26 protein-coding genes and 1 tRNA gene are annotated in these 24,930 nt (G+C 69.1%); 14 read left to right on the forward strand and 13 right to left on the reverse strand.

Annotated features, from left to right (window positions below; all coding sequences use genetic code 11):
• From pnp to M0P34_RS02150, 11 genes are all read right to left on the reverse strand, one after another.
• The coding region (pnp, locus tag M0P34_RS02100) for a polyribonucleotide nucleotidyltransferase (RefSeq protein WP_291495850.1) at positions 1–2,148 on the reverse strand (2,148 nt) is incomplete at its 3' end.
• Between the two features lie 180 nt (positions 2,149–2,328).
• Entirely contained in the window at positions 2,329–2,598 is a 270-nt protein-coding gene (rpsO, locus tag M0P34_RS02105) for a 30S ribosomal protein S15 (protein ID WP_291495852.1), read from the reverse strand.
• A 42-nt stretch (positions 2,599–2,640) separates the two neighbouring features.
• Positions 2,641–3,573, reverse strand: a complete 933-nt coding sequence (gene truB / locus M0P34_RS02110; RefSeq protein ID WP_291495854.1) for a tRNA pseudouridine(55) synthase TruB — start codon at positions 3,571–3,573, stop codon at positions 2,641–2,643.
• A gap of 1 nt (position 3,574) precedes the next feature.
• Complete coding sequence (locus M0P34_RS02115; protein WP_291495856.1) at positions 3,575–4,543, reverse strand: bifunctional oligoribonuclease/PAP phosphatase NrnA; 969 nt, start codon at positions 4,541–4,543, stop codon at positions 3,575–3,577.
• On the reverse strand, positions 4,518–4,856 hold the full coding sequence (gene rbfA, locus M0P34_RS02120) for a 30S ribosome-binding factor RbfA (protein ID WP_291495859.1): 339 nt from the start codon (positions 4,854–4,856) through the stop codon (positions 4,518–4,520). Before rbfA ends, M0P34_RS02115 begins: the two co-directional genes overlap by 26 nt.
• A gap of 17 nt (positions 4,857–4,873) precedes the next feature.
• Complete coding sequence (locus tag M0P34_RS02125; RefSeq protein ID WP_291495861.1) at positions 4,874–5,203, reverse strand: DUF503 domain-containing protein; 330 nt, start codon at positions 5,201–5,203, stop codon at positions 4,874–4,876.
• 51 nt (positions 5,204–5,254) lie between these two features.
• A complete protein-coding gene (gene infB, locus M0P34_RS02130; protein WP_291495862.1) occupies positions 5,255–8,209 on the reverse strand; it encodes a translation initiation factor IF-2 in 2,955 nt (984 codons plus the stop codon).
• The gene (locus M0P34_RS02135) at positions 8,199–8,444 is read right to left on the reverse strand and encodes a YlxR family protein (protein WP_291495864.1); all 246 of its coding nucleotides are present in this window, start codon (positions 8,442–8,444) and stop codon (positions 8,199–8,201) included. Before M0P34_RS02135 ends, infB begins: the two co-directional genes overlap by 11 nt.
• Before the next feature lie 45 nt (positions 8,445–8,489).
• A complete protein-coding gene (nusA, locus tag M0P34_RS02140; RefSeq protein ID WP_291495866.1) occupies positions 8,490–9,833 on the reverse strand; it encodes a transcription termination factor NusA in 1,344 nt (447 codons plus the stop codon).
• A 48-nt stretch (positions 9,834–9,881) separates the two neighbouring features.
• Positions 9,882–10,364, reverse strand: a complete 483-nt coding sequence (gene rimP, locus M0P34_RS02145; RefSeq protein WP_291495868.1) for a ribosome maturation factor RimP — start codon at positions 10,362–10,364, stop codon at positions 9,882–9,884.
• Positions 10,365–10,446: 82 nt separating this feature from the next.
• Positions 10,447–10,521: transfer RNA gene (locus M0P34_RS02150), tRNA-Gly, on the reverse strand.
• A gap of 288 nt (positions 10,522–10,809) precedes the next feature.
• Between M0P34_RS02150 and flgF the strand changes: the two genes are divergently transcribed.
• The 11 genes from flgF to fliW are packed head-to-tail and all read left to right on the forward strand — an operon-like array spanning position 10,810 to position 21,473.
• The gene (flgF, locus tag M0P34_RS02155; protein ID WP_291495870.1) at positions 10,810–11,592 is read left to right on the forward strand and encodes a flagellar basal-body rod protein FlgF; all 783 of its coding nucleotides are present in this window, start codon (positions 10,810–10,812) and stop codon (positions 11,590–11,592) included.
• 15 nt (positions 11,593–11,607) lie between these two features.
• Positions 11,608–12,390, forward strand: coding sequence for a flagellar basal-body rod protein FlgG (gene flgG, locus M0P34_RS02160; RefSeq protein WP_291495872.1), 783 nt, complete (start codon positions 11,608–11,610; stop codon positions 12,388–12,390).
• A 17-nt stretch (positions 12,391–12,407) separates the two neighbouring features.
• Positions 12,408–13,433 (forward strand): flagellar basal body P-ring formation chaperone FlgA, encoded by a 1,026-nt coding sequence (flgA, locus tag M0P34_RS02165; RefSeq protein WP_291495874.1) that lies wholly within the window; start codon positions 12,408–12,410, stop codon positions 13,431–13,433.
• Positions 13,434–13,458: 25 nt separating this feature from the next.
• Positions 13,459–14,166 (forward strand): flagellar basal body L-ring protein FlgH, encoded by a 708-nt coding sequence (locus tag M0P34_RS02170; RefSeq protein WP_291495876.1) that lies wholly within the window; start codon positions 13,459–13,461, stop codon positions 14,164–14,166.
• Positions 14,167–14,187: 21 nt separating this feature from the next.
• Positions 14,188–15,321 (forward strand): flagellar basal body P-ring protein FlgI, encoded by a 1,134-nt coding sequence (locus M0P34_RS02175; protein WP_291495878.1) that lies wholly within the window; start codon positions 14,188–14,190, stop codon positions 15,319–15,321.
• A 1-nt stretch (position 15,322) separates the two neighbouring features.
• Positions 15,323–16,552, forward strand: a complete 1,230-nt coding sequence (locus M0P34_RS02180) for a peptidoglycan DD-metalloendopeptidase family protein (RefSeq protein ID WP_291495880.1) — start codon at positions 15,323–15,325, stop codon at positions 16,550–16,552.
• A gap of 5 nt (positions 16,553–16,557) precedes the next feature.
• On the forward strand, positions 16,558–17,037 hold the full coding sequence (gene flgN / locus M0P34_RS02185; RefSeq protein ID WP_291495882.1) for a flagellar export chaperone FlgN: 480 nt from the start codon (positions 16,558–16,560) through the stop codon (positions 17,035–17,037).
• Positions 17,038–19,158, forward strand: a complete 2,121-nt coding sequence (gene flgK, locus M0P34_RS02190) for a flagellar hook-associated protein FlgK (protein ID WP_291495884.1) — start codon at positions 17,038–17,040, stop codon at positions 19,156–19,158.
• Between the two features lie 12 nt (positions 19,159–19,170).
• The gene (gene flgL / locus M0P34_RS02195; protein WP_291495891.1) at positions 19,171–20,700 is read left to right on the forward strand and encodes a flagellar hook-associated protein FlgL; all 1,530 of its coding nucleotides are present in this window, start codon (positions 19,171–19,173) and stop codon (positions 20,698–20,700) included.
• Positions 20,701–20,751: 51 nt separating this feature from the next.
• Entirely contained in the window at positions 20,752–20,985 is a 234-nt protein-coding gene (csrA, locus tag M0P34_RS02200; RefSeq protein WP_291495893.1) for a carbon storage regulator CsrA, read from the forward strand.
• Entirely contained in the window at positions 20,967–21,473 is a 507-nt protein-coding gene (gene fliW / locus M0P34_RS02205; protein ID WP_291495895.1) for a flagellar assembly protein FliW, read from the forward strand. The genes csrA and fliW overlap by 19 nt, the downstream gene beginning before the upstream one ends.
• Positions 21,474–21,509: 36 nt before the next feature.
• Here the strand turns inward: fliW and flgM are convergent, their stop codons facing one another.
• Positions 21,510–21,812 (reverse strand): flagellar biosynthesis anti-sigma factor FlgM, encoded by a 303-nt coding sequence (flgM, locus tag M0P34_RS02210; protein WP_291495897.1) that lies wholly within the window; start codon positions 21,810–21,812, stop codon positions 21,510–21,512.
• A gap of 25 nt (positions 21,813–21,837) precedes the next feature.
• Positions 21,838–22,251 (reverse strand): DVU0524 family FlgM-associated protein, encoded by a 414-nt coding sequence (locus M0P34_RS02215; RefSeq protein ID WP_366061830.1) that lies wholly within the window; start codon positions 22,249–22,251, stop codon positions 21,838–21,840.
• 187 nt (positions 22,252–22,438) lie between these two features.
• Between M0P34_RS02215 and M0P34_RS02220 the strand changes: the two genes are divergently transcribed.
• From M0P34_RS02220 to M0P34_RS02230, 3 genes are all read left to right on the forward strand, one after another.
• Entirely contained in the window at positions 22,439–23,278 is an 840-nt protein-coding gene (locus tag M0P34_RS02220; RefSeq protein WP_291495901.1) for an NAD(+)/NADH kinase, read from the forward strand.
• 49 nt (positions 23,279–23,327) lie between these two features.
• On the forward strand, positions 23,328–24,506 hold the full coding sequence (locus M0P34_RS02225) for an MltA domain-containing protein (protein WP_291495903.1): 1,179 nt from the start codon (positions 23,328–23,330) through the stop codon (positions 24,504–24,506).
• Positions 24,503–24,930, forward strand: a 428-nt coding sequence (locus M0P34_RS02230) for a DUF4254 domain-containing protein (protein ID WP_291495905.1), incomplete at its 3' end; no start/stop codon positions are given. The genes M0P34_RS02225 and M0P34_RS02230, both read left to right, overlap by 4 nt.

Raw genomic sequence — 24,930 nt, forward strand, 5'->3', positions numbered from 1 at the left:
CGAGGTCTTGGCGAAGTCGGCCAGGTCGACCTCCACGCCGCGCTCTTCCATCTGCACGGCCTTGCGCGACAGGCGCACGCGGCCCGTGGGCTCCACTTCAAGCACCTTCACGCGCACGTTGTCGCCGAGCTTGACCACGTCGGTGACGTTTTCCACGCGCTCCTCGGCCAGCTGGGAGATGTGCACCAGCCCGTCCACGCCGGGCAGGATCTCCACCACCGCGCCGCAGTCAATGACCTTGGTGACCCGGCCGTCGTAGTTGCGGCCCACGTCGGGGGTCTGGTCGTGGTAGAGGACCATCTCCTTGGCCAGGGCCATGGACTCGGAGTTGGGCGCGAAGATCATCACGCTGCCGCTGTCGTCGATGTCGATGGAGGCGTTGGTGGCGGCGGTGATGGCCTTGATGTTCTTGCCGCCGGGGCCGATGACCGAGCGGATCTTCTCGGGGTTGACGTGGACGACCTCGAGCTGCGGCGCCAGGGGCGAGAGCTCGGGGCGGGACGCGGCGATGACCCCGTCCATGCCTTCGAGGATGTGCAGGCGGCCCTGCCGGGCCTGGGCCAGGGCGCTGCGCAGCACCTCCGGGGGGATGCCGGCGATCTTGATGTCCATCTGGATGGCGGTGACGCCGTCCTTGGAGCCCGCGACCTTGAAGTCCATGTCGCCCAGGGCGTCCTCGTCGCCGAGGATGTCCGTGAGCACGAGGTATTCGTCGCCCTCCTGGATGAGGCCCATGGCCACGCCCGCGATGGCGTGGGAAACGGGCACGCCCGCGTCCATCAGCGCCAGGGAGGCGCCGCACACGGTGGCCATGGACGAGGAGCCGTTGGACTCCAGGATCTCGGAGACCACGCGCAGGGTGAAGGGGAACTTCTCCTGGTCGGGCAGGATGGGCGTGATGGCGCGCAGGGCCAGGGTGCCGTGGCCGATGTCGCGCCGCGACGGGCCGCGCATCATCTTCACCTCGCCCACGCAGTAGGGCGGGAAGTTGTAGTGCAGCATGAAGCGCTTCACGTCATCGCCCATGAGCGAGTCGGTGCGCTGCTCGTCGCGCGTGGAGCCCAGGGTGGCGGTGACCAGGGCCTGGGTTTCGCCGCGGCTGAACAGCGCCGAGCCGTGGGTGCGCGGCAGCACGCCCACTTCGATGCCCAGGGGCCGCACCTCGTCCAGCCCGCGCCCGTCGATGCGGGTGCGCTCGGTCCGGATGCGCTCGCGCACCACGCGCTTGGTGATGTCCTTGAGCATGTCGCCCAGGGGCTTCAGCCGCGCGGGGGCCTCGTCGCCGAAACGCTCGGCCAGGGCCTGCTTCACGCTGTCCTTCACGGCGTCCTTGGCGGCGTAGCGCTCCTTCTTGGTGCGGATGGCCAGGGCCTGCTTCAGGCCCGGGGTGGCCAGCTCCTCGACGGCGGCCTGCAACTCGGCGTCCGCCTGCGGGGGGCAGATTTCGATCTTGGGGGCGCCGCAGGCGGCGCGCAGTTCCTCCTGCGCGGCCAGCAGGGGCTGCATCTGCTGGTGGCCCCACTCGATGGCGTCGGCGATGAGCGCCTCGGGGGCGAAGCTGGCCATGCCCTCGACCATGACCACGGCGTCCCTGGTGCCCGCGACCACGATGTTCAGCTCGCTGGCCTCGACCTCGGCGTAGGTCGGGTTGAAGACGAACTGCTTGTTCACATAGCCCACGCGGCAACCGGCGATGGGGCCCTGGAAGGGGATCTTGGAGATATGCAGCGCCGCCGAGGTGCCGCAGATGGCCAGCACGTCGGGGTCAATGGCGTCGTCGGCGCTGTGGACCTGGGCGATGATCTGGACCTCGTCGCGGAAGCCCTCGGGGAAAAGCGGGCGGTGCGGGCGGTCGATGAGCCGGCAGACGAGGATCTCGCGCTCGCTGGGGCGGCCGATTTCGCGGCGGAAGAAGCTGCCCGGGATGCGCCCGGCGGCGTAAGCCAGCTCCTTGTATTCCACGGTCAGGGGGAAGAAGCCTTTGTCCTCGGGCAGGGGCTGGGTCACGGCGGTGACCAGCACCACCGTGCCGCCGCACTGGACCCAGACGGCCCCGTGGGCCTGCTTGGCCAGCTTGCCTGTCTCGAAGGTGATCTCGTGGCCCGCCACGGACGCCGTTGTGCGGGAGGGGTTGAATTCGAGTTTCATGAAGTCCTCTTGGGGTAAGACGGTTGTGCGGCGCAGCGCCGCAAACCCCCTTTGAAGGACCCTGGCTGTAAAGTTGGGAGGGTGGGGCGTCCGGGTGGCGGGACGCCGCATCGTCGCAACCTCACAGCGGTCGCCTTCAAAGGGGCGGGGGCTCCCCGGGCGGGAAGCCCCCGGCTCAAGCTACTTGCGCAGGCCCAGGCGCGCGATGAGATCGCGGTAGCGCTGGACGTCCTTTTTCTTCAGGTAGTTCAGGAGCTTCCGGCGCTGGCCGACCAGCTTGAGCAGGCCGGTGCGCGAGTGGAAGTCCTTGGCGTGCACCTTGAAGTGCTCGGTCAGATACTGGATGCGGTGCGTGAGCAGCGCAACCTGGACCTCGGGGGAACCGGTGTCCTTGTCTGCGAGCTTGTACTCTTCGATAACCTTTGCCTTGTCGTCGGCGGTCATGACCACAGCGTTATCCTCCGTTTTTGTGTGCCGTGAGCGGCGGTGGGGCTACCAAAGGCCCCGCAGGATGGACCAGTACACGCTGCCATCGCGGTTCTTCGCCTCGGCCAGGGCCAGCGGCGTGCCGTCGGGTGCGGCAAGCATGACGCGTTCGCCCGGCTGGCCCGCGGTCCCGGCGACGGGAACCTGGGCGACCGGGAGCCACGTCCCGTTGCGCACCGCTTCGGCCTGCTCCCCTGTCAGGGGCGCCAGCGGCCAGTGGGGCAGGGCGCGGCGCAACGGGATCACCCGTCCGGGGAATCCCCCGGGATCGCCGACCACTTCCTCCAGGCCGTGGGCCTGATCGAGGCCGAACGGATGGCATCGCTCCCGGGTCAGGGCGGTAAGCATGGCGCCGCACCCAAGTCGCATCCCCAAGCTGTGGACCAGGGATCGTACATAGGTTCCGGCGCTTACCGTCACCCGGAAGCGTACCAGCGGCAGAGCCGTTTCCAGCACCTGCACGCGGTAAATTTCAACGGCCTTGACCTTCACGGGCACATCCCTGCCCGCGCGCGCCAAGGCATACAGCGGCTTGCCCTCGTGCTTGGCAGCCGAAACCGGGGGCACCTCCTGCTCGGCGAGGGCGCCCCAGTCGAGAACAGCCTGTTCTACATCGGCGGGGGACAGATGGTCAAACGGCTTTTCCGCGACCACCGTGCCCTGGACATCGTATGTATCGGTTCGCACGCCCAGGCGCAGCTCGCCCACATAGGTCTTGGGCCCGTCGGTCAAAAAGGGCGCCAGCTTGGTGCCGTGGCCAAGCAGCACCAGCAGGACCCCGGTGGCCAGGGGATCCAGGGTTCCGGCGTGGCCGATCTTGCCCTGGTTCAGGGCCCGGCGGATGGTCGCCAGGCAGCCCGCCGAGGTCGGACCGCAGGGTTTGTCCAGCACGAGAACGCCGTCCAGCTGGGCGGCGCTGCGCTTGCGGCTGCGGCCCACGCTAGGCCAGCCCCAGCACGCGCCCGGCCGCTTCGAGCACCAGGGCCTGGGCCTCGGCCAGGGGCGCGGCCACCACGCACCCGGCGGCGTTGCGGTGCCCGCCGCCGCCAAGCTCGGCGGCCACGGCCTGCACGTTGACGTTGCCCCACGAGCGCAGGCTGACCTTGGTCAGTTCCGGCTCGTCCTCGCGCAGGCACACGGCGGCCCGCACGCCCCGGATGCGCCGGATGTAGTTGACCACGCCGTCGGTGTCGGCGCTCTGGGTGCCCGTGGCCTCGAACATGGCGGCGGTGATGCGGATCACGCCCACGGCGCCGCCGAAATGCAGCTCGGCGGTGTCGAGCACCCGGGCCCAGAGCTGGACGCGCCCCAGGGTCCACTGGTTCTGGAGCTTGGCGTTGAAATCCTCGGGGTCCAGGCCCTGGCGCAGGATTTCCGCGGCCAGTTCCAGGGTCTCGGGGTGGGTGTTGCCGTAGCTGAAATAGCCCGTGTCGGTGATCATGGCCAGGTAGACGGCCTCGCCCAGGGCGCCGGACAGGGGCACCCCCAGGTCGGCGGCCAGCCGGGCGACCATCTCGCCCACCGAGGAGAACCGCGTCTGCACCCAGTTGATCTGCGCGTAGCCGGGGTTGCCCAGGTGGTGGTCTATGTTGATTGTCCCCTGGGTGCCGAAGCGCTGGGCCAGGGCGTCGCCCAGGCGCGCGCGGTCGCCGCAGTCCAGGGCGATGATCCAGTCGAAGGGGCCTTCGGGCAGCTCGTCGGAGAGCGGCGCGGGCGGCGTCAGCCAGTCGAACTGCCCGGGCAGGCCGCTGGCGTTGTACAGCGCAACCTGCTTGCCCAGGCGCACCAACAGGTGGCCAAGGGCATAGGTCGAGCCGATGGCGTCGCCGTCGGGCCCGGTGTGGGCGGCCACCAGGAAGGTTTCGCCGCCGGTGAGCGCGGCGCTAACCTGCTTGAGGGCCTTTTCCATACACCATCTCCTCCAGGTAGTCGTCGTGCACGAAGACCAGCCGGGGGATGAACTTGGTCTTCAGGCGCTTGCCCAGGCCGCCGCGCAGGAAGTTGGCGGCCTTGTCCAGCCCGGCGCGCACGGCGTCCAGGTCCGCCCCGGCGGGGGCGGAGTAGAGCACCTCGGCGATGGACAGGTCCTTGTTCATGCGCGCCCCGCTTACGGTGATCATGGCCAGCCGGGGGTCGGCCACCTCGAGGGCGAGCATCTCGGAGACCTCGCGCATGATCTGGTCGGCTATCCTGTGGGCGCGGCGTGAGCCGGAAGGGTGCATGGGGGCTCCTGGGAAAATCAGTTCCAGTCCTGGGGCGCGCCGGGGTCGGCGTCGGCTCCGTCGGCGGAGAACAGTTCGATGCCCGAGTCGGCCAGCTCCTCGGAGGTGGCGGCCTGGGCGTGCATGAGGGCCTTGTCCAGGCGGCTTTGGACCACCCGCGAATCGGGCCCCACGGTGACCACGGCCAGGGCCAGGGTTCCGAGGTCGTCCTGGCGGGCGATCTCGCTCACGGCCACGTTGAAGCTGTTGCGCAACTTCTGCTTGAGGCTGGCCGCCACCTGCCGCTTGCCCTTGAGGCTGCGGTTGCCGTGCAGGCGGAAGGTCAGGGTGAGCACGCCGATGATCATGGGCCCGCCGGGCGGCCCCGGGCGGGGTCGCCCGGGGCCGTCAGGTCCAGATTAATCCAAAGTCGCGGCGGTTTCCACTTCCTCGAAGGCCTCGATCACGTCGCCGACCTTCACGTCGTTGAACTTGTCCAGGGCCGCGCCGCACTCGTAGCCGCGGCGGACCTCCTTGGCGTCGTCCTTGAAGCGCTTGAGGGAGGAGAGCGAGCCGGTGTAGACCACCACGCCGTCGCGCAGCAGGCGGACCTTGGCGTTGCGCCGCAGTTCTCCGTCCACCACATAGCAGCCCGCGATGGTTCCGACCTTGGGGATGCTGAAGGTTTCGCGCACCTCGGCCTGGCCCAGGTACTTCTCGGAGATCACGGGGGCCAGCATGCCGGTCATGGCGTCCTTCACGTCGCTGACCAGCTTGTAGATGATGTCGTAGAAGCGCACGTCCACGTTCTCGTGGTCCGCGACTTCCTTGATCTTGGCCGTGGGCCGGACGTTGAAGCCCACGACGATGGCCTCGGAGGCCGCCGCCAGCAGGATGTCCGACTCGGTGATGGCCCCGGCGCCGCCGTGGATGACGTTGACCTTCACGGCGTCGGTGGACAGCTTCTTCAGGGCGTCCACGATGGCTTCCAGGGAGCCCTGCACGTCGGCCTTGAGCACGAGGTTCAGGTTCATGGCCTCGGCGCCGGGCCTGGAGGCCATGAAGCTCTCCAGGGTCACGCGGGATTCGCGGGCCAGGGTGCGCTCGCGCTCCTTGAGCTGGCGGTTGCCCGCGATGCGCCGGGCGACCTTCTCGTCCTCCACGCACACGAACAGGTCGCCCGCCTGGGGGATGCCCTCGAAGCCCTGGACCTCCACGGGGGTGGCCGGACCGGCCTCCTTGAGCTTGCGACCCTGGTCGTTGAACATGGCGCGGACCTTGCCGTTTTGCGTGCCGCACACGAAGCTGTCGCCCTGGCGCAGGGTGCCCGCGGTGATGAGCACCGTGGCCACCGGGCCGCGGCCCTTGTCCAGCCTGGCCTCCACGATGTGGCCCTGGGCGGCCTTGGCGGGGTTGGCCTTGAGCTCCAGCACCTCGGCCTGGAGCAGGACCATTTCCAGCAGGGTGTCCAGGTTCGTCCCGGCCTTGGCCGACACGTTGACGAAGATGGTGTCGCCGCCCCATTCCTCGGAGGAGAGGCCCTGCTCGGCCAGCTCGCGCATGACGCGCTCGGGGTTGGCCTCGGGCTTGTCCATCTTGTTCACGGCCACGATGATCGGCACACCGGCGGCCTTGGAGTGGCTGATGGCCTCGCGGGTCTGCTCCATGACGCCGTCGTCGGCGGCGACCACCAGGATGACGATGTCCGTCACCTGGGCGCCGCGAGCGCGCATGGCCGTGAAGGCCGCGTGGCCCGGGGTGTCCAGGAACACGATCTTGCCGCGCGGGGTGGTCACGTCGTAGGCGCCGATGTGCTGGGTGATGCCGCCCGCCTCGCCCGAGGCGACCTTGGACTTGCGGATGGCGTCGAGCAGCGAGGTCTTGCCGTGGTCGACGTGGCCCATGATGGTCACCACCGGGGCGCGGGGCTCCAGGGTCTCGGGGCTGTCGTCGTCCTTGGGCGCGAGGTATTCCTCCTCGGAGAAGCCGACCTTTTCCACCTCGTAGCCGAACTCGGCCGCCACCAGGGCGGCGGTGTCGTAGTCCAGGGCCTGGTTGATGGTCGCCATCAGCCCGAACTGGGCGAAGAGCACCTTGATCAGGGCCTGGGCCTTGACGCCCATGCTCTTGGCCAGGTCGGCCAGGCGGATGGCGTCCTCGATGCGCACCTTGCGCTTGGCGGCCTTGATGGGCTGCGTGTTCTGCGGCTCGGGGATCTCGAAGCCGCGCCGGTCGCGGCGGCCCTTCTTGCCCTTCTTGTTCCGGTCAAAGCCCTTGGGCACGTCCTCCTTGTAGGAGAAGTCCACCACGCGGCGGTCCTTCTTGCGGCGCTTCTTGCTGGCGTCGCCGGAATCGCCGGAGGGGGCGTCGGGACCGGAGGGGCCGGAGGGGCCGGAAGGCCCGGCATAGCCGCCGGGACGGCCCGGACCGCCTGGGCCGCCGGGCGCGGGCGCACCCTGGCCGCGCAGGCGCAGCACGGGGCGCTGGCGCTCCTGGGGCGGCTCGGGCGCCGGGGCGGCCTGGCTCGGATCGGGACGGGAAATGATGCGCACCTTGGGGGTGACGACGATCTTCTTCTTCTTTTTCTTGCGCGGCTCACCGGAAGCCTCGGCGTCCTCCGCCCCGGCATCGCCGGTCTCCTCGGCCTCGGGGGCCTCGGGGGCCTGCGCGGGCGCGTCGCCAGCCTGGGCGCCGGATTCCTCCGCCGCTTCGGCGTCCTGGGCTTCCCCGGCGGACGGCTCGTCCTGCGCGGGGGCCTCGGCCTCGGGCCCGGCCACGACCTCGGCGGCGTCCTGCTGCCCGGGCGCCTGGTCGGCCGCAGGCGCTTCGGGAGCCTGGGCCTGGGGCGCGGCGTCGGCGGGAGCCTGGGCCTCGGGGGCTTCGGGGGCTTCGGCCACGGGCGCGGGGGCCGGTTCGTCTTCGGCCTTGCGCACTTCGGCAGCGGAGATGATGCGGGCCTTGGGCGTTTCACGCACGGTCCGGGCCTTGCGGGCGGGGCGGGGCTGCCCGGGAGCCTTGCGCTCCTCGGTCTCGGGCGTCTCGGAAACGTCGGCGGCGTCCGCGGCTTCGGCCGCGGGCCGCTCGTCCCGGGGCTCGTCCGCTTCGGGCTCCTGGGCGGCGGGGCGTGCCCCGCCGCGCACGGTCTTGCGGCGGCGGCGGACGACCATGCCCGGCTGCACTTCCTTGAGCACGACCTCGGTCGCCTTGGCGGCCTTGTGCACATGAGCGCGGATCTGGCCGACCTCCTCGTCCTCGAGGGTGCTCATGTGGCTTTTCACCGGAATATCGAGATCGCGGCACGCCTGCATGACGTCCTTGTTGCCGATCCCGAGTTCCGCTGCGATGTCCTTAACCCGAAGCTTGCTATCTACCACGTTGTTCCCCTTGGCATTTCTTCCGCCAGCCCTTGTATTTCCCAAAATCTCGCTCGCACTGCGGCGCCCGGCAGCAGTAGAAGCCGCGCCCCGGCAGGCTTTGCTCCGGGTCGGGCACCGGCTGCCCGCCGCCCCCGCCGGGGCAGACGTAGCGCGTCATGGCGCCCTTGGGCAGCCGGGCTCCGCAGATCACGCACCTGCGGATCGGCCCCTGGCCCGTGTCTTCCCGCGTCATGGCTTGGCCACGCTTTTGTCTTCGCGCTCCGGCTCGTGCCCGGGCCTAGGCCTCGCCGTCCCCGGGCTTCCCGGCTTCGTCCCCGGCCGGGGCCGTGTCCTGGCCCTCGCCGTCGTCCTCGTCCTCGTCCTCTTCGCCCTCCTCAGGGGGGGCGACCCGGAAGGAGCGCAGCAGGTTGATGGCCGAACGGATGTCGCCGATGCGGTTCTCGGTGATGGAATCGATCTCCAGGAGTTCCTCGTCGGTGGCGTTGTCCAGCTTCTCCATGGTGTCGAAGCCGGAGGCCAGGAGCCGGTCCACGGAAATTTCGGCCACGCTGGCGATCTGCTCCAGGGTCTGCAACTCGGCGTGCAGTTCGCCGTAGCGGCTTTCGGTGAAGATGTCGATCTTCCAGCCCAGGAGCTTGGAGGCCAGCTTCACGTTCTGCCCCTTGCGGCCGATGGCCAGGGTCAGCTGGCTGTCGGGGACCACCACTTCGAGCATCTGCTCGTCCTCGTCCACGGTGATGCGGGTGATCACGGCGGGGGACAGGGCGTTGACCGCGTAGGTGGCCACGTCCGGGCTCCAGACCACGATGTCGATACGCTCGCCGCGCAGCTCCTGGACCACGTTCTGGATGCGCGAGCCGCGGATGCCGACGCAGGCGCCCACGGGGTCCACGTCGCGGTCGTGGGAGGTCACGGCGACCTTGGCGCGGCTGCCCGGGTCGCGCGCGACGCCCAGGATGCTCACCGTGGCGTCGGCCACCTCGGGCACCTCGCGCTTGAACAGCGCGATCATGTAGTCGGGGTGCGAGCGCGACACGATGACCTGCGGGCCGCGGCCCTCGCGGCGCACGTCGATGAGGTAGGCCTGCACCCGGTCGCCGCGCTTGTAGCGCTCGCGGGGGATCTGCTCCTCCTTGGGCAGCAGGGCCTCGGTGCGCCCGAGGTTGATGATCCAGCCCGTCTTGTCGCGGCGCTGGATGATGCCCGAGACGATCTCACCCACGCGGTCCTTGTATTCCTCGTAGATGATTTCCTGCTCGGCGTCGCGCATGCGCTGGATGATGACCTGCTTGGCCGACTGGGCGGCGATGCGCCCCAGGTCCTCGATGCTCAGGCGAAAGCCCAGTTCGTCGTCGATCTGCGCCCCGGGGTCGGAGGCGCGGGCGTCCTCCAGCGAAATCTCGATGGCCGGATTCTCCACCGTCTCCACCACGGCCTTGAACTGGTAGACCTCGATCTCGCCCTGGTCGTCGTTGTAGCTGACCTCGACGTCCATGTCCTCGCCGTACTTGCGCAGCACGGACGAGCGCACGGCCTCCTCAAGGGTGTCGACGAGCATTTCGCGGTCGATGCCCTTGTCCTTGCTGATCTGGTCGATGGCCTTTTTCAGTTCCATGCCCATGATATGCCTCCAGTCGCATCCGAGCCCGGGCGGGCCGTCGCTTGGACGTTAAGCCTTCTGCCCCTTGGCGGGGAATTCGTAGCGCAGGGCGACCTTTTTCACATCGCTCCAGGCGATGCGCACGGACTGCCCGTTCTCTTCGATCACGAACCCGTCGGCCTCCACGGCGGCGAGCCTGCCCTGGAACCTGCGCCGGCCGTCCACCGGGCCGCGCAGGGTCGCCTGGACCTCGGACCCCTCGTGGCCGCGCATCTGCTGCGGCGAGAAGAAGGGCCGGTCCAGCCCCGGGGAGGAGACTTCAAGGTAATAGCTCCCGGGGACGATGTCCTCGACATCCAGGGCCACGGACAGGTCGCGCGACAGCTCGGCGCACTGGTCCACGGTGACGCCCGTCTCGGAGTCGAGGTAGACGCGCACCACGCCGCGCCCGTGTCCGCCCGTGAGTTCCACGCCCCACAGGGTCAGGCCCATGGCCTGGGCCATTGGGGCGATGAGCTCTTCGAGGGACTTGCGGATACGGTCTTCGTTCATGCCTGAAATCCTTAATAAAAAAGTGGACCCCGGGGTCCACTCGAATCATCTTCCAGGAGATGCGAGAGGGTAAAAGGTTATTTGGAGCGGGCGACGAGATTCGAACTCGCGACCTTCAGCTTGGGAAGCTGACACTCTACCACTGAGTTACACCCGCATGTGCGCCGTGCCGGGGCCTCCCGGCGTCGCGAACGACCTTCTCTAACAAACAGTGCCCGGTTGTCAACATTTTTTCTTTTGGAGAGGCCCCCTGGCGCCTGCGGGCCGGGCCGGGGCCGCCTGTCCCGGGGGGCGGCCGCCGCCCGGGGCGGCCCGCTGACGCCTGTCCTCTGGCGGCCTCGCGAGCATAATATCATGTAAAACAATGGTATTTTTAGTTCGGTTCCGGTTGGCGCGGTCTTTGCTTTCCTTGCGGCAGAGCAAAACCCCACGGAGGGTCTGGACGATGCAGGAAAGCATGTACAGCGCCATGTTCGGGGCCCTGACCCAGGAACATCGCCTCAACGTCGTCGCCAATAATTTGGCGAACGTGAACACCACGGGCTACAAGCGCGACCGGATGGCCTTCAAGGATGTCTTCATCCGTTTCGCGCACGACGACATCCGCGAGCCGGTCTTCAACCTGAAGTCGCGCCCGCTGTTTCCCGACCCGGACCACTACGCCAAGCCGCGTATCGCCGTGTCGCAGATCGACTTCGACCAGGGCAGCCTGAAGCAGACGGGCAACGACCTGGACGTGGCCCTTTCGGGCGAGGGCTTTTTCAAGGTCCGCACGCCCGAGGGCGAGGACCTCTACACCCGCGCAGGCGCCTTCCATGTCAACGCGGCGGGCCAGCTCGTCAACGGCAACGGCGACGCCGTGCTCGGCGTGGGCGGCCCCATCGAGCTGCCCGAGGGCGCCCGGCCGACCATCAACGGCGCGGGCGAGATCATCGTGGACGGCGCCGTTGTCGACGCGCTGACGGTGGTCGGCGTGGACAATCCGCTGGTCATGGAGAAGGTCGGGCACACCTATTTCAGGATCCGCACCCCGGGCGCGGCGGCGGAGACGGCCGTGCCGGACACGATGGTGGAGCAGGGCTACCTGGAAATGCCCAACGTCGAGGTGGTCACGGAGATGGTCAATATGATCGAGACCCACCGCGCCTTCGAGGCCTACCAGAAGATCATCACCAACACCCGGGACACCGACAGCAAGGCCATCGAACAGGTCGGCCGCGACAAGTAAGGAGGACACCCAGCCATGATGCGCTCCCGTTGGACCGCCGCCACCGGCATGGTCGCCCAGCAGCTCAACATCGACGTGATTTCCAACAACCTGGCCAACGTGAACACCATCGGTTTCAAGAAGAGCCGGGCCGAGTTCGAGGACCTGATGTACCAGAGCATGAAGATCGCCGGATCGCCCACCGAGGCCGGGAACCTGATCCCCACCGGGATGCAGGTCGGCATGGGCGTCAAGCCGACCACGGTGCACAAGTTCTTCACCCAGGGCGACTTCCAGAACACGGGCAACCCCCTGGACATGGTCATCGAGGGCGACGGCTTCTTCCAGGTCGATGTCAACGGCGAGATGGCCTACACCCGCGCCGGCGCCTTCAAGCTGGACAACGAGGGCCGGGTGGTCACGGCCAACGGCTATGTGCTCCAGCCCGAGTTCACCGTGCCGGTGGAGACGGCCAACGTCGTGGTCACCGAGTCGGGGCACATCGCGGCCCTGGACAAGGACGGCACCGAGCTGGCCTCGGCGGACATCCCCGTCTACACCTTCATCAACCCCGCCGGGCTCAAGGCCGCGGGCAAGAACCTGTATTCGGAGACCGAGGCCTCGGGCGCGGCCACCGAGGGCGTGCCCGGCGAGGAGAACTTCGGGACCATCGCCCAGGGCTTCCTGGAGATGTCCAACGTGGAGATCGTCGACGAAATGGTGGCCATGATCGTCGGGCAGCGGGCCTACGAGATCAACTCCAAGGCCGTGCAGACCTCCGACGCCATGCTCCAGACGGCCAACCAGCTCAAGCGCTAGGCCGGGGAGGACAGGACATGACCTGCTTGCAATGCCGCATGGCCGTGGACAGGCTCGGGCGCTTCGCCCCCGGGCTGGCCGTCCTGGGCGCGGCCGCCGCGCTCCTGGCCGTGCTGCTGCTTTCGGTGGCCCACGCCGGGACCATCCAGGCCTCGTGGCGCCTGGCGGTGGCCCCTGCGGCCGTGGCCGGAGGCGAGACTGTGCTCCTTGGCGACATCGCCCGCCCCGTGGGCGACCTGCCCGAGGAGCACTGGCGGACCCTGGCCGCCACGCCCCTGTGGCCGGCCCCGGCCCGGGACGGCGAGCAGCAGAACATAGCGCGCAACAAGGTGGCCAGCCTGCTGCGCTTCCACCTGGGCGACCTGGCCCAGCTGTGCGTGGTGTCGGGGCCGCTGGTGGTCCAGCGCGGGGGGCGGCTGCTGGGCGAGGCCGAGCTGCGCGCCCTGGTCACCGAGGCGCTGACGGCCCGGGTGTCGGGCATGCGCGGGGAGGTCGCCCTGCGCGATTTCCGTCTGCCCGCGCAGGTGTTTCTCGGCGACGCCCAGAACACGCTGGCGGCCGACGTGGCCGGGGGCTTCGGCCCGGGGCGGGTGTCGCTGCTGCTGCGCGAGGTCAACCCCGCCCAGGTCACCGTGCGCAAGTACGGCGCCACGGTGTTCCTGGACCAGTGGCTCAGCGTGGCCTGCGCCGCGCGGCCCATCAACCCGCGCGACGAGCTGACCCCCGACAAGGTCACCTTCATGCGCAAGAACGCGGCCTACCTGCGCGGCGAGCCCTGGGACGGACGGCGCTTCGGCCTGCGCGCCGTGCGGCCCATGGGCACCGGCGAGGTCATCTACAAGACCAACCTGGACGACGTGCCCCTGGTCAGCCGCGGCGATATTTTGACCCTGGTCTACCAGGGCCGCAACGTGCAGTTGCGGGCCCAGGTGGAGGCCCTGGCCGACGGCGCCCTGGGCGACTCCATCCCCGTGCGCAACAAGGACAGCAAACGCGAACTCGTCGCCGAGATCCGGGACGCCGAAACGGTCGTGGTGCGCTAGGCGCACCCGCCCAAGGAGCCAGCATATGAAGATGTATTCCCTCGCCGCCCTGGCGCTTGTGGCCCTGGCGGGCTGCGCCCCCTCCAGCGACACGCGGGTGCCGACCCCGGTGCTGACCCCGCCCGTGGCCGAGGCCCCGGCCCCCCAGGACAACCCCGGCTCGCTGTTCAACCCCGCCGACGCCAATTACCTCTACGGCGACACCCGCGCGCGCAACGTGGGCGACGTGGTCATCGTCGAGATCGTGGAGGTGGCCAAGGCCACCAACAAGGCCGACACCACTTCCGACCGCACCTCCAGCGTGGAGATGGGCATCACCAACTGGTTCGACAAGAACGACGCGCGCATCCTGCCCTTCGGCCCCGGCCTGGGCATGGTCGGCAAGGTCGGCACAACGCCGATGATCGGCGCCAAGTCCGCCAGCACCTTCGAGGGCACCGGCGAGACCAAGCGCGAGTCCAACGTGTCGGCCACCCTGGCCGCGCGCGTGGTGCGCGTGATGCCCGGCGGGCTGCTGGAGGTCGAGGGCGCCCGCGAGGTCAAGGTCAACAACGAGACCCAGGTGCTCGTGGTGCGCGGGCTTGTGCGCGCCCAGGACATCAGCCCCGCCAACACCATCGCCTCCACGCACATGGCCGACGCCAAGATCGAGTACTACGGCCAGGGCGTGCTGGCCGACAAGCAGCGCCCGGGCTGGATGACGCGCATCCTGGACAATATCTGGCCGTTCTAGCGTCCGCCAAGGAGAAGGCACATGCCCATCGTTTCGCAGATTTCCGTTCCGCGTCCCGGCCCGGGGGCCCGCCTGGCGGCCCTGGCCCTGGCCGTGCTCGTGCTGCTGCCCGCCAGCGCCTGGGCCGTGCGCCTGAAGGACGTGGCCACCTTCGGCGGGGTGCGCGCCAACCAGCTCGTGGGCTACGGGCTGGTGGTCGGCCTGTCGGGCACGGGCGACAAGAGCGGCTCGCAGTTCACCGTGCAGTCCGTGGCCAGCATGCTGGAGAAGATGGGCGTGGCCGTGGACAAGTCCAAGCTGAAGCCCAAGAACGTGGCGGCTGTGATGGTCACGGCCAAGATGCCCGTCTCGGCGCGGCCGGGCACAAGCCTGGACGTGACCGTCTCCTCCCTGGGCGACTCCCAGAGCCTGCTGGGCGGGGTCCTGCTGCTCACGCCCCTGCGCGGGGTGGACGGCAACGTCTACGCCCTGGCCCAGGGGCCCCTGGCCCTGGGCGGCATTTCGGCCCAGGGCGCCGCAGCCACGGCCCAGAAGAACATCACCACCGTGGGCAGCATCCCCAACGGCGCCACGGTGGAGCGCGGCGTGCCCTTCCAGTACAACGCCCAGGACGAGCTGACCCTGAACATGAACATGGCCGACTTCACCACGACCATGAACGTGGTGGACTCCATCAACAACACCCTCGGCCAGGACTTCGCCCGCGCCGAGGACATCACCACCATCCGCCTCTCGGTGCCCCAGGAGTTCCGGGGCAACCTGGTGCCGCTCATGGCCAGCCTGGAGAATCTGGAGGTCACCCCCGACGGCAAGGCGCGGGTGGTTGTGGACGAGAAGACCGGAACGGTGGTCCTTGGGCGCAACGTGCGCCTGACGCGCGTGGCCGTGGCCCACGGCAACCTGCAGATCGTGGTCCAGGAGAGCGCCGACGTGTCCCAGCCCGGGCCCTTCAGCAGCGGGCAGACCGTGGCCACCGCCAAGACCGACGTCAACGTCAGCGAGGACCGCAACAACCTGGTCATGATGGAGGGCGCCACGCTCCAGGAGCTCATCGACGGCCTGAACGCCATCGGCGCCACCCCGCGCGACCTGATTTCCATCCTCAAGTCCCTCAAGGCCGCCGGGGCGCTGCACGCGGAACTGGAGGTCATGTAGCATGCTCGGACCCAAGATCGACCTGCAGGGCGCCCTGGACCAGGGCCGGACCGAGGAGGTCCGCCGCAAGCTCTCAATGGACCGGCTGCGCGAGGGCCTGGCGCCCGCAGGGCAGCAGGAACACAAGCTGCGCGAGGCCACCCAGGGCTTCGAGGCCATGTTCATCCAGCAGCTGTGGCGCCAGATGCGCCAGACCGTGCCCAAGGAGGGCTACCTGCACAGCCGCGAGGAGGAGATGTACCTCTCCATGTTCGACGAGGAGCTGTCCAGGAAGATGTCCGAAGCCGGGGGCATCGGCCTGGGCGAGATGCTCCATCGCGAGCTGCGCGAGCAGCTGGTGCGCTCGGCGGGCGGCGCCCCCGTGCGCGCCGAGGCGGCCCTGGGGCCGCTGCACGCGCAGCCCATGCCCCTGCACGGCGGGACGCAGGTGAAGTCCCTGGCCGAGGCCGAGGCCCTGCGGCCCCTGGACGCCGCCGACCGCCGCCAGCCCCTGGCCCCGCGCACCGAGCCGCGCTTCGATCCGCTGGCGGACACGGACATCGGGCTGCGCGACGCCGTGGGCACCGGGCCGCAGATCATGCAGCAGGTCACGGCCCTGGCCACGCGCATCCGCCTGGAGCGCGGGGAGGGCGCCGCCACGGCCGCCGCGCCCGTGGCCGCTCCTGAGGCCGCCGCGGCCCCCGCCGCCCCTTCCGCCGCGCCTGAGGCCGCCGCGTCCGCCGCTCCTGAGGCCGTGGCCGCTCCGGCCGCCGCTCCTGAGGCCGTGGCCGCCGCGTCCGCCCCGGGCCGGAGCGGGGCGCCCGGGGCCATGCACTGGCCCGTCCAGGGCGAGGTGCTGTCGGGCTACGGCTGGCGTACGGACAAGGTCACCGGGGCCCAGCAGTGGCACCCCGGCCTGGATATCGCGGCCGCCGAGGGCGACCCCGTGGCCGCCTGCTGGGACGGCAAGGTAGTTTTTGCCGGGCAGCGGGGCCGCTTCGGCAACATGGTCGTCCTGGAGCATCCCGGCGGATGGCGCAGCCACTACGGCCACAACCGGGTGAACCTGGTGTCCGAGGGCCAGACGGTCCGGGCTGGCAGCAAAATTGCAGAAGTGGGCACGACGGGACGGACCTCGGATGCCCACCTGCACTTCGAAGTCAGGCGCGAGGACAGGGCGGAAAATCCCCTTGAGGTCATGGAACGGTTGCAGGCCGGGCTTTCCGGGACAAATACCAGCATGTCGGAGTAGGGGCGATGCTCGAAAGACTCATGGAGAACGTGGGACGGCAGGAGAAGGGACTGGGAGTGCTCCTCGGGCTCCTGGAGGAAGAATTTTCCCTCTTGACCGGGCGCGACCCCAAGGCCGTGACGGGCTGCGAGTTCTCCATCCAGGAGCTTTTGCGCCAGCTGGCCGCCGAGCGCGTGGCCCTGCGCCGGCAGATCAAGGCCGCCGAGCCCGGGGCGAGGTCCCTGGCGGACCTGCTGGAAACCCTGGGCGCGGCAGGGGCGCCCCTGGCCGGAACCCTGGAGCGCGTGGACACCCTGGAGCAGCGCTGCGCCGTGCAGGCCGAGAAGAACGCCCACCTGGCCCTGGCCCTGGCCGAGCAGAGCCGCAACATGCTCGATTTCCTGCACCGCCAGATCCAGCCCAAGGGCAACGCCACCTATTCCCAGCGGGGCCGCGTGGCCGCCTCCGGCCACCCCGAGGCCGCCCTGTTCCGCGGGAGGTCATAGATGGTCGGGCTGAACACCATCCTCGACATCGGCAAGGGCGCGTTGTTCGCCTCGCAGTCGGCCATCGGCGTCGCGGGCAACAACATCGCCAACGTCAACACGCCGGGCTACGCGCGCCAGTCGGTGCGCCTGGAGGAGCAGTACGCCATCGACAAGACCCCGGGCCAGATCGGCACCGGGGTCAAGACCGTCGAGGTCATCCGCCATTTCAACTCCTTCGTGGAGCAGCAGTATGTGGACAAGGTGTCCAGCCAGCGCCGCTGGGACGCCGTGTACCAGAACATGCGCGCCCTGGACAGCCTGTTCAACGAAAGCCAGACCGAGGGCATCAACGCGGCCATAGCCCAGTTCTGGAAGGACTGGCAGGACCTGGCCACCCACCCCGAGCTCAACGCCTCGCGCGAGGCGCTCCTTGGCAACAGCCAGACCCTGCTCTCGGCCATCCACACCGTGGCCGAGGACATGCGCCGCATGCAGGTGCAGATGGACGAATTCATCGCCCAGGAGGTGGACGCGGCCAACGACATCATCAAGCAGATCGCCGAGGTCAACCTCCAGATCCAGACCTCCGACGTGCCCGGGCAGAACAACGCCAACAGCCTCTTCGATCGGCGCGACAAGCTCGTGCGCGAGCTGGCGGGCTATCTGGACGTGGAATATGTGGACAACGGCGGCGGCAACCTGACGGTCATGACCAAGGCCGGGCATGTGCTCGTGGACGGGGTGCAGACCTACAAGCTGGCCTTCGAAAGCCCCAAGAGCATCCAGGAACTGACCACGGATTCGACCTTCGACGGCGATGTCTACTTCGAGGGCGGCGACGATTTCGAGTACACCCTGGAGGTCGTCCAGCCCGGCGATGTGGCTATGGGCGGCACGGCGGCGCAGTTCCGCGTGTCGCTGGACGGCGGCAAGACCTGGATGACCGACGACACGGGCGCCGAGCTGCATTTCGCCGCGCGGCCCGACGAGGGCCGGATGCGCATCGGCGACCTGAACGTCTGGTTCGGGGACAAGGCCGACGCCACCGCCGACCCCGCCGGAAACCTCGCCGTGGGCGACAGCTTCACCATCGTGCCCAAGAAGGGCCTGTACTGGTACAAGACGACCTCCACGCCCATGAACATCACCCCGCAGCAGTTCGCCAACGGGGCCGACAACACCCGGCGGCTCACCGGGGGCAGCCTCGCGGGCTACTTCCAGTTCCGCGACGAGAACATCGGCAGCTATGTCGACAAGCTCGACGGCTTCGCCAAGTCCTTCGTCTGGGAGGTCAACCGGCTGCACAGCCAGGGCGCGGGCACCCAGAAGCACACCAACATGGTCGGCACCTACGGCGTGGACTCCGCCACGGCGCCCCTGGGCAGCAACAGCTCCGGCCTGGTCTGGGCCGACCGGCTCCAGCAGGGCAACCTGCAAATGTTCTTCTACGATTCCAGCACCGGGGCCCTGGCCTCGGGGGCGTCCTTCGGGCCGCTGGACTTCGGCGGCGGGGCCATGTTCGACCCCCAGTCGCACTCCCTGACCGACGTCGCCGACGCCATCAACAATACCTGGGGCACCTTCGTCACCGCCGACATCGTGAACAACCGCCTGCGCCTCACGGCCGACTCCGGCTACGAGTTCGCCTTCGGAACGGACACCGCGGGGCTGGCCGCGGCCCTGGGCCTGAACACCTTCTTCGAGGGCACCACGGCGGCGGACATCGAGTTGACGACCATGGTCCAGTCGGACCTGGACTACATCGCCTCGGGCCACGTCAACGGCGCGGGCGAGGTCAACACCGGCGACAACACGGCGGCCAAGGCCATCGCCGAGCTCAAGGACAAGTCGGTGGTCATCAACATCCACACCGAACGGCCGACCTCCCAGACCCTGGCCAAGTATTTCAACAGCATCGTGACCACCGTGGGCGGCGACACGGCCTCGGCCAAGTTCAACTACGATTACAACGAGGCCCTGGCCTCGGACCTGGAATCGCGCCAGCAGGAGACCGCGGGCGTGAGCCTGGACGAGGAGATGAGCAGCCTCATCAAGTTCCAGCATTCCTACACCGCCGCGGCCAAGCTCATCTCGGCGGCGGACCGGATGCTCCAGACCCTGCTGGCCATCAAGAACTAGGCGGAGACAGCCATGCGCGTGACCCACTCCAACAGGTTCAACCTGTACATCGGGAACCTGAACAGCTCCCTGGCGGACCTCATGGAGCTGAACATCCAGTCCGCCACCCAGAAGGTCATCAACAAGCCCTCGGACAACCCCGTGGGCATGGCCCGCGTGCTCGGCCACCGCGACACCATCTCGGCCCTGGACCAGTACCGCAAGAACGTGAGCACGGCCAAGGGCTGGCTCAGCCTCGCCGACAACAAGCTGACGCGCATGGAGGAGATCCTGACCCGCCTGCGCACCCTGGCCGAACAAAGCGCCACGGGCACCGTCAGCGCCGACAACCGCGAGCAGATCAGCTACGAGGCCCGCCAGCTCTATGAGGAGCTCGTCGTGCTGGCCAACACCCAGTACGAGGACAAGTACATCTTCTCCGGCCACAAGACCGACACCAAGAGCTACGAGCAGGCCCTGTGGCTCACGGACAACGACGGCTCCACGGCGGGCACGAATTTCACCATCACCGGGGCCACGCAAAAGACGGTCCTGGTGCGCTTCACCTCGGCGGGCACGGTGGGCACCGACGCCCTGACCTACGAGTACTCCGCCGACGGCGGCCAGACCTTTGCCACCGGCACCCTGGCCGCCGGCGCCACCCAGCTCGACCTGGGCTCGGTGCAGCTCGGCCTCCAGGCCGGAACGGCCGTGACCCAGCACGACCCCTCCGTGAGCGGCAGCAACGGCAACGGCACCTGGCTCTGGGTGCGCCCCACCGCCGTCTACCAGGGCGACGACAACGACGCCGTCACCGTGGACAAGCTCGGGGCCAGCTCCCTGAACGTCGCGGCGAGCGGCCTGTTCGACCGCAACATCACTGTGCGCATCGACAACGACACCACCCTGGGCGGCAACCCGGTACGCTATTCCTACAGCACGGACGGCGGGGCCAACTGGGTCACCGGCCTGTCCACCGACGGCTCGGGCGATCCGGCGAACCTGACCCTGGTCGTGCCCGGCGGGACCATGACCCTGTCCGACTCCGGCGGCGGCAACCTGCTGGCCGCGGGTCAGCAGTTCGTCATCCGCCCGCGCACGGCGAACATATCCCTGGAGGTGGCCCCCGGGGAGAGCCTGCCCATCAACAGCGTGGGCAAGGACATCTTCGGCGGCATCTACGCCGACCCCTCCACCGGGACGCCGGGCCTGGTTTCCGGGCTGCCCGACGGCGTGAACATGTTCGACCAGATCGGCAAGCTTGTGGGCTACCTGGAAACCAACAACCAGCAGGGCTGCCAGGAGGCCCTGGCGGCCATCACGCCCATCGGCCAGCACCTCATGAACAGCGCGGCCCGCGTGGGCGCGCTGGAGAACAGGCTGGCCGTGGCCGACGGCGTCCTGGAAACCATGCAGCTGAACGAGAAGGAGCGGATGTCCGAAGTGGAGGACGCGGACCTGGCCGAACTGATGACCAAGCTCGCCAACCAGCAGATCGTCTACGAGACCGTGCTGCGGTCCTCGTCCATGGTCATGCGCCTGAGCCTGGCGAACTTCATGTAGCGCGCACGCAGGACGCGGCGCAAAGCAAGCAAGGAAAGCGATGGAAACACAATGCTCATACTGACGCGAAGACCCGGGGAGAGCATCTACCTCGGCGACGACATAAAACTTACGGTGCTCTCGGTGCAGGGCAAGCAGATCAAGATCGGACTGGAAGTGCCCGACGATATGCCTGTCTACCGGGAGGAGATCTACCTGCGCGTGCAGGAGCAGAACAAGATGGCCTTGCAACTCACGGACCAGGACCTCCTGGCGGCGACACGGTTATGGCAAAAAGAGAAGTAGCGCAGAAGGTGCGGACCCGCTTGGGCAACCTGGCTGTGGACATGGACCGGGTGATCCGCTTCCCCCGTGGGCTCATCGGTTTCGAGGACTGCAAGGAATTCACCCTGCTGCAATTGCGCCAGGATTCCCCGTTCCTCATCCTGCAAAGCCTGGACCGCCCCGAGCTGGGGCTCATGGTGGCCGACCCGTTCTGCTTCATCGCGGACTACAACGTGAAGCTGGGCACGGCGGAGCAGAAGATACTGAAGCTGGACAACATCCGCCAGCTCGCGGTGTTGGTCACGGTGAGCATTCCCAAGGGCCGGCCCGAGGATACGGCGCTGAACCTCATGGGGCCCATCCTGGTCAACCACGAGGCGCGCATCGGATTGCAGGTGCCGCAGGTGGACTCCAAGCTCCCCAGCCGGTTTCTGGTGGGGGCCCAGGCCCGGGCGGGCGAGGAACAGGAAGCCGCCGAGCCCCTGGCCGCCGGTCGGGCGGGGGGCTAGGCGGCCTGCGGAGCCGTGGCGCACGGGGCGGCCCGGCTAGAGCAGCAGCTCGAGGTCTTCCTCGACGAGCTTGGCGGCGGTCTTGCGCACGTCGGGCTTGTACTGGCCCGACTCCACCAGGGCCTTGAGTTCCTCGACCTTCTGGCGGCGCACGTCGGGGGCCTGCTGGGCGGCGCTCATGGCGCTGCCCACCAGCCTGGCCTCGCCGGACAGGGTGACGCTGTCGCCCTGTCCGGAAGACGCCTTGGCGCCCTTGTCCCTGCGCGAGGCCGGTTCGGGCTTGTCCACCCGTCCGTAGCCCTTGAGGCTGCCGATAAGCCCCGTGATTTCCATTGCCATAGTCGTTCTCCCCTGCTCCGAAACCTCAGAGCATCGTGTCGTTCACCTTGTCCAGGGTGATCTCCCACAGCCGCTTGAAAACGGCCTGTTTTTCGGCGCCGGTGATCTCCTGCGCGCCGTGGTCCGTGGTCCTGAACACCTGCAGGTCGATGCTCGCTGGCGGGTACTGGAACCGGAACCGCTCACCGAATTCGCCGTTTAGGGTGCCAAGGATGTCCTGGACCGTCTGGTTCTCACTTCCGGTGACCACAAGGTTCTCGACAATCTCCCTGGAAACCTGTTCCACGAGCAGCCGCCGCTTGGCCTGGCGTAGGGTTTCGTCCTGCGGCAGGGCCCCGGGCAGGGAACGCCGGAACCGCGCCAGGCGGCGCGCGCTCGTGAGCTGGCGAGCGTAGGTCCGGAGCATTCTTTGCGTTTCCAGTGGGCGTGCTGCGCTCAAGATGGTTTCCTCTCACGTTACTTATCGGCAACCGGGGAGACTTTCTTTAGGGTCCGGGACGAATTTGTCGCGCCCCGGGCCGGATATCCGGAAACCGCTGGCATGCGCAGCTATTTTATCCCCCTGGGCCGCGCCATGCCTGCGGGCACCTTGAATTGCCGCGCGCCATGCGCTAGAGAAGGGGCCCATGTCCACGACCACCCAGACCGTTCTGCTCGTGACCAAATCCGGGCACGCCGAGGCTCCGGCCCTGGCCGGAACCATTGCCAGCTGGCTGCGCGCCAGGGGGGCCCGCCCCCGCGTGGCCGAGCACCGCGCCGGGCAGGGCGGCCCGGGGCTGCCCGTCGACGGCTGCGACCTGGTGCTCGTGCTGGGCGGCGACGGGACCATGATCAGCGTGGCCCGCGAGGTGGCCGGGCGCGCGCCGCTGCTCGGGCTGAACATGGGCCGCCTGGGCTTTTTGACCGAGCTGGCCCCCGAGGGCTGGGAGGAGCCCCTGGCCCGGCTGCTGGACCGGGGCATCCCCTGGTGCGAGCGCCTGGGGCTGGCCTGGGATGTCCGGCGCGGCGGCGCGGTGGTCGCCTCGGGCGCGGTGGTCAACGACCTGGTGGTCAACCGCGGCGCCCTGGCCCGCCTGCTGCACCTGACCCTGGCCCTGGACGGCGAGTGCCTGGGGCGGCTGCGGGCCGACGGGCTGGTGGTCGCCACGCCCACGGGCTCCACGGCCTATTCCATTTCCTCGGGCGGGCCCATCGTACACCCGTCCCTGGCGGTGTTCACCGTGACGCCCATCTGTCCCTTCCTGAGCAATTTCAAGCCGATGGTCCTGCCGGGTACGGCGGAGCTGCGCGTCGGCGTGGAGGACGCGGGCACCGAGGTCTTCCTGACCCTGGACGGGCAGGGCGCCGTGGCCCTGGACGCCGGGGACGAGGTCCGCGTGCGCCGCTCCCCGGCGGGGATCAAGCTCGCCGACGCCGGCATCACCACCTACGTCTCGCGCCTGCGGGCCAAGGGCGTCATCGAGTAGCCGCGTCCGCCCGGGCGCCCGGCGCAACCGCAACCCACCGGATGGAGCCATGACCCTGCGTCGCATCGTCGTGATTTTTTGCGGCCTGGCCCTGCTGGCGGCCCTGGCCGCCTGCGGCCCCGCCCGGACCTGGACCCGCCTGGACGAGGGCGCGGCGCGCGGGCTGGCCCGGGAGCTGTCCCCGGCGTCCCAGCGCCTGGGGTCCTGGGCGGAGCTGGCCCCGGCCCTGGAGCGTAGCCTCGCGTATGTGCGCGTCAAGCCCCAGGACACGGTGGTCCTGCGCGAGGAGGGGCTGGCCCTGACCTGGGGCGACCTGCGCCGGACCCTGGAGGAACTGCTCGGCGCGCTGCCCGAACTGGACGCCGACCCCGGACTGCTGGCCCGGCGTTTCGCCTGGCTGCGTCTGGCGCCCCGGCCGCTCATGACCGGCTACTACGCCCCGCACCTGGACGCCAGCCCCGTGGCCGACGAGCGGCACCGCCATCCGCTCTACGCCCGCCCGCCGGAGCTCCAGGAGGTCGACCTCGGGCGGTTCCACCCGCGCTGGGCCGGGCAGCGGCTGACCTGCCTCGTGCGCGACGGGCGCGTGCTGCCCCCGCCCACGCGCGCGGCCATCGACCAGGACGGCGCCCTGGCCGGGCAGGGCCTGGAGCTGGCCTGGGTCCACGACCCGGTGGACGCCTTCTTCCTGCACATCCAGGGCTCGGGCATCCTGCGCTTTCCCGACGGCGGGGTGCGCCATGTGCTCTACGCGGGCAAAAACGGCCACCAGTATGTGAGCCTGGGCCGGGTGCTCATCGAGCGCGGCCTGCTGCCCGCCGAGGGCATGAGCATGAAGGCCATCCGCGAGTTCCTGGCCGCCAACCCCGGGCGCACACCCGAGCTGCTGGCCACCAACCCGAGCTACGTCTTCTTCCGCCTGGGCGACGCCGGGCCCTACGGGGCAATGGGGAAACTGTTGACGCCGCGCGTGAGCGTCGCTACAGACCCGGGACTCGTGCCCCTGGGCGCCGTGCTGGCCCTGGAGGCCACGCTGCCGCCCGAGGCCCCCGGCGGCCCGGCCCTGCGCGTGGCGGGGCTGGCCCTGGCCCAGGACACCGGCGGCGCCATCAAGGGCCACCGGCTCGACTACTACTGCGGCGACGGCCCCGATGTCGAATACTTCGCCGGGCACATCAAGGACCCGGCCAGCGTCTATCTGCTCGTCAGCCGCGAGGTGCTGCCATGACCCCGATTTCTGCGACCAGCCCCGCCCCGGGCCCCGCCCCGGCCCAAGGCCCCCGCGAGCTGGCGGCCTGCGTGCGGGCGATCATCGACGCCCAGGAGCCCCAGGTGGCCGGGTGGCACACGGCCGAGCCGCCCGACGCCGGGCCCGCGGCCGAACCCGCCCCGGCGGCGGACCTGGGCGTGCTGCGCGCCCTGGCCGCCAGCCAGCACCTGGCCAACTTCCGCCTGTGGCATGTGGAGGACCAGGCCCGGCGCACCGATGTCGGCCCCGAGGTCATCGCCGACTGCAAGCGGCGCATCGACGGCCTGAACCAGCGCCGCAACGACCTCATCGAAAGGGTGGACGCCTGCCTTGTGGCTTTGCTAACACCGTTCATCCCCGAGGGGGCCGCGGCGCGCCACAACACCGAGACCGTGGGCATGGC

Source organism: Desulfocurvus sp. (assembly GCF_023230885.1).
In the GTDB taxonomy this organism is placed as follows: Bacteria; Desulfobacterota; Desulfovibrionia; order Desulfovibrionales; family Desulfovibrionaceae; genus Desulfocurvus.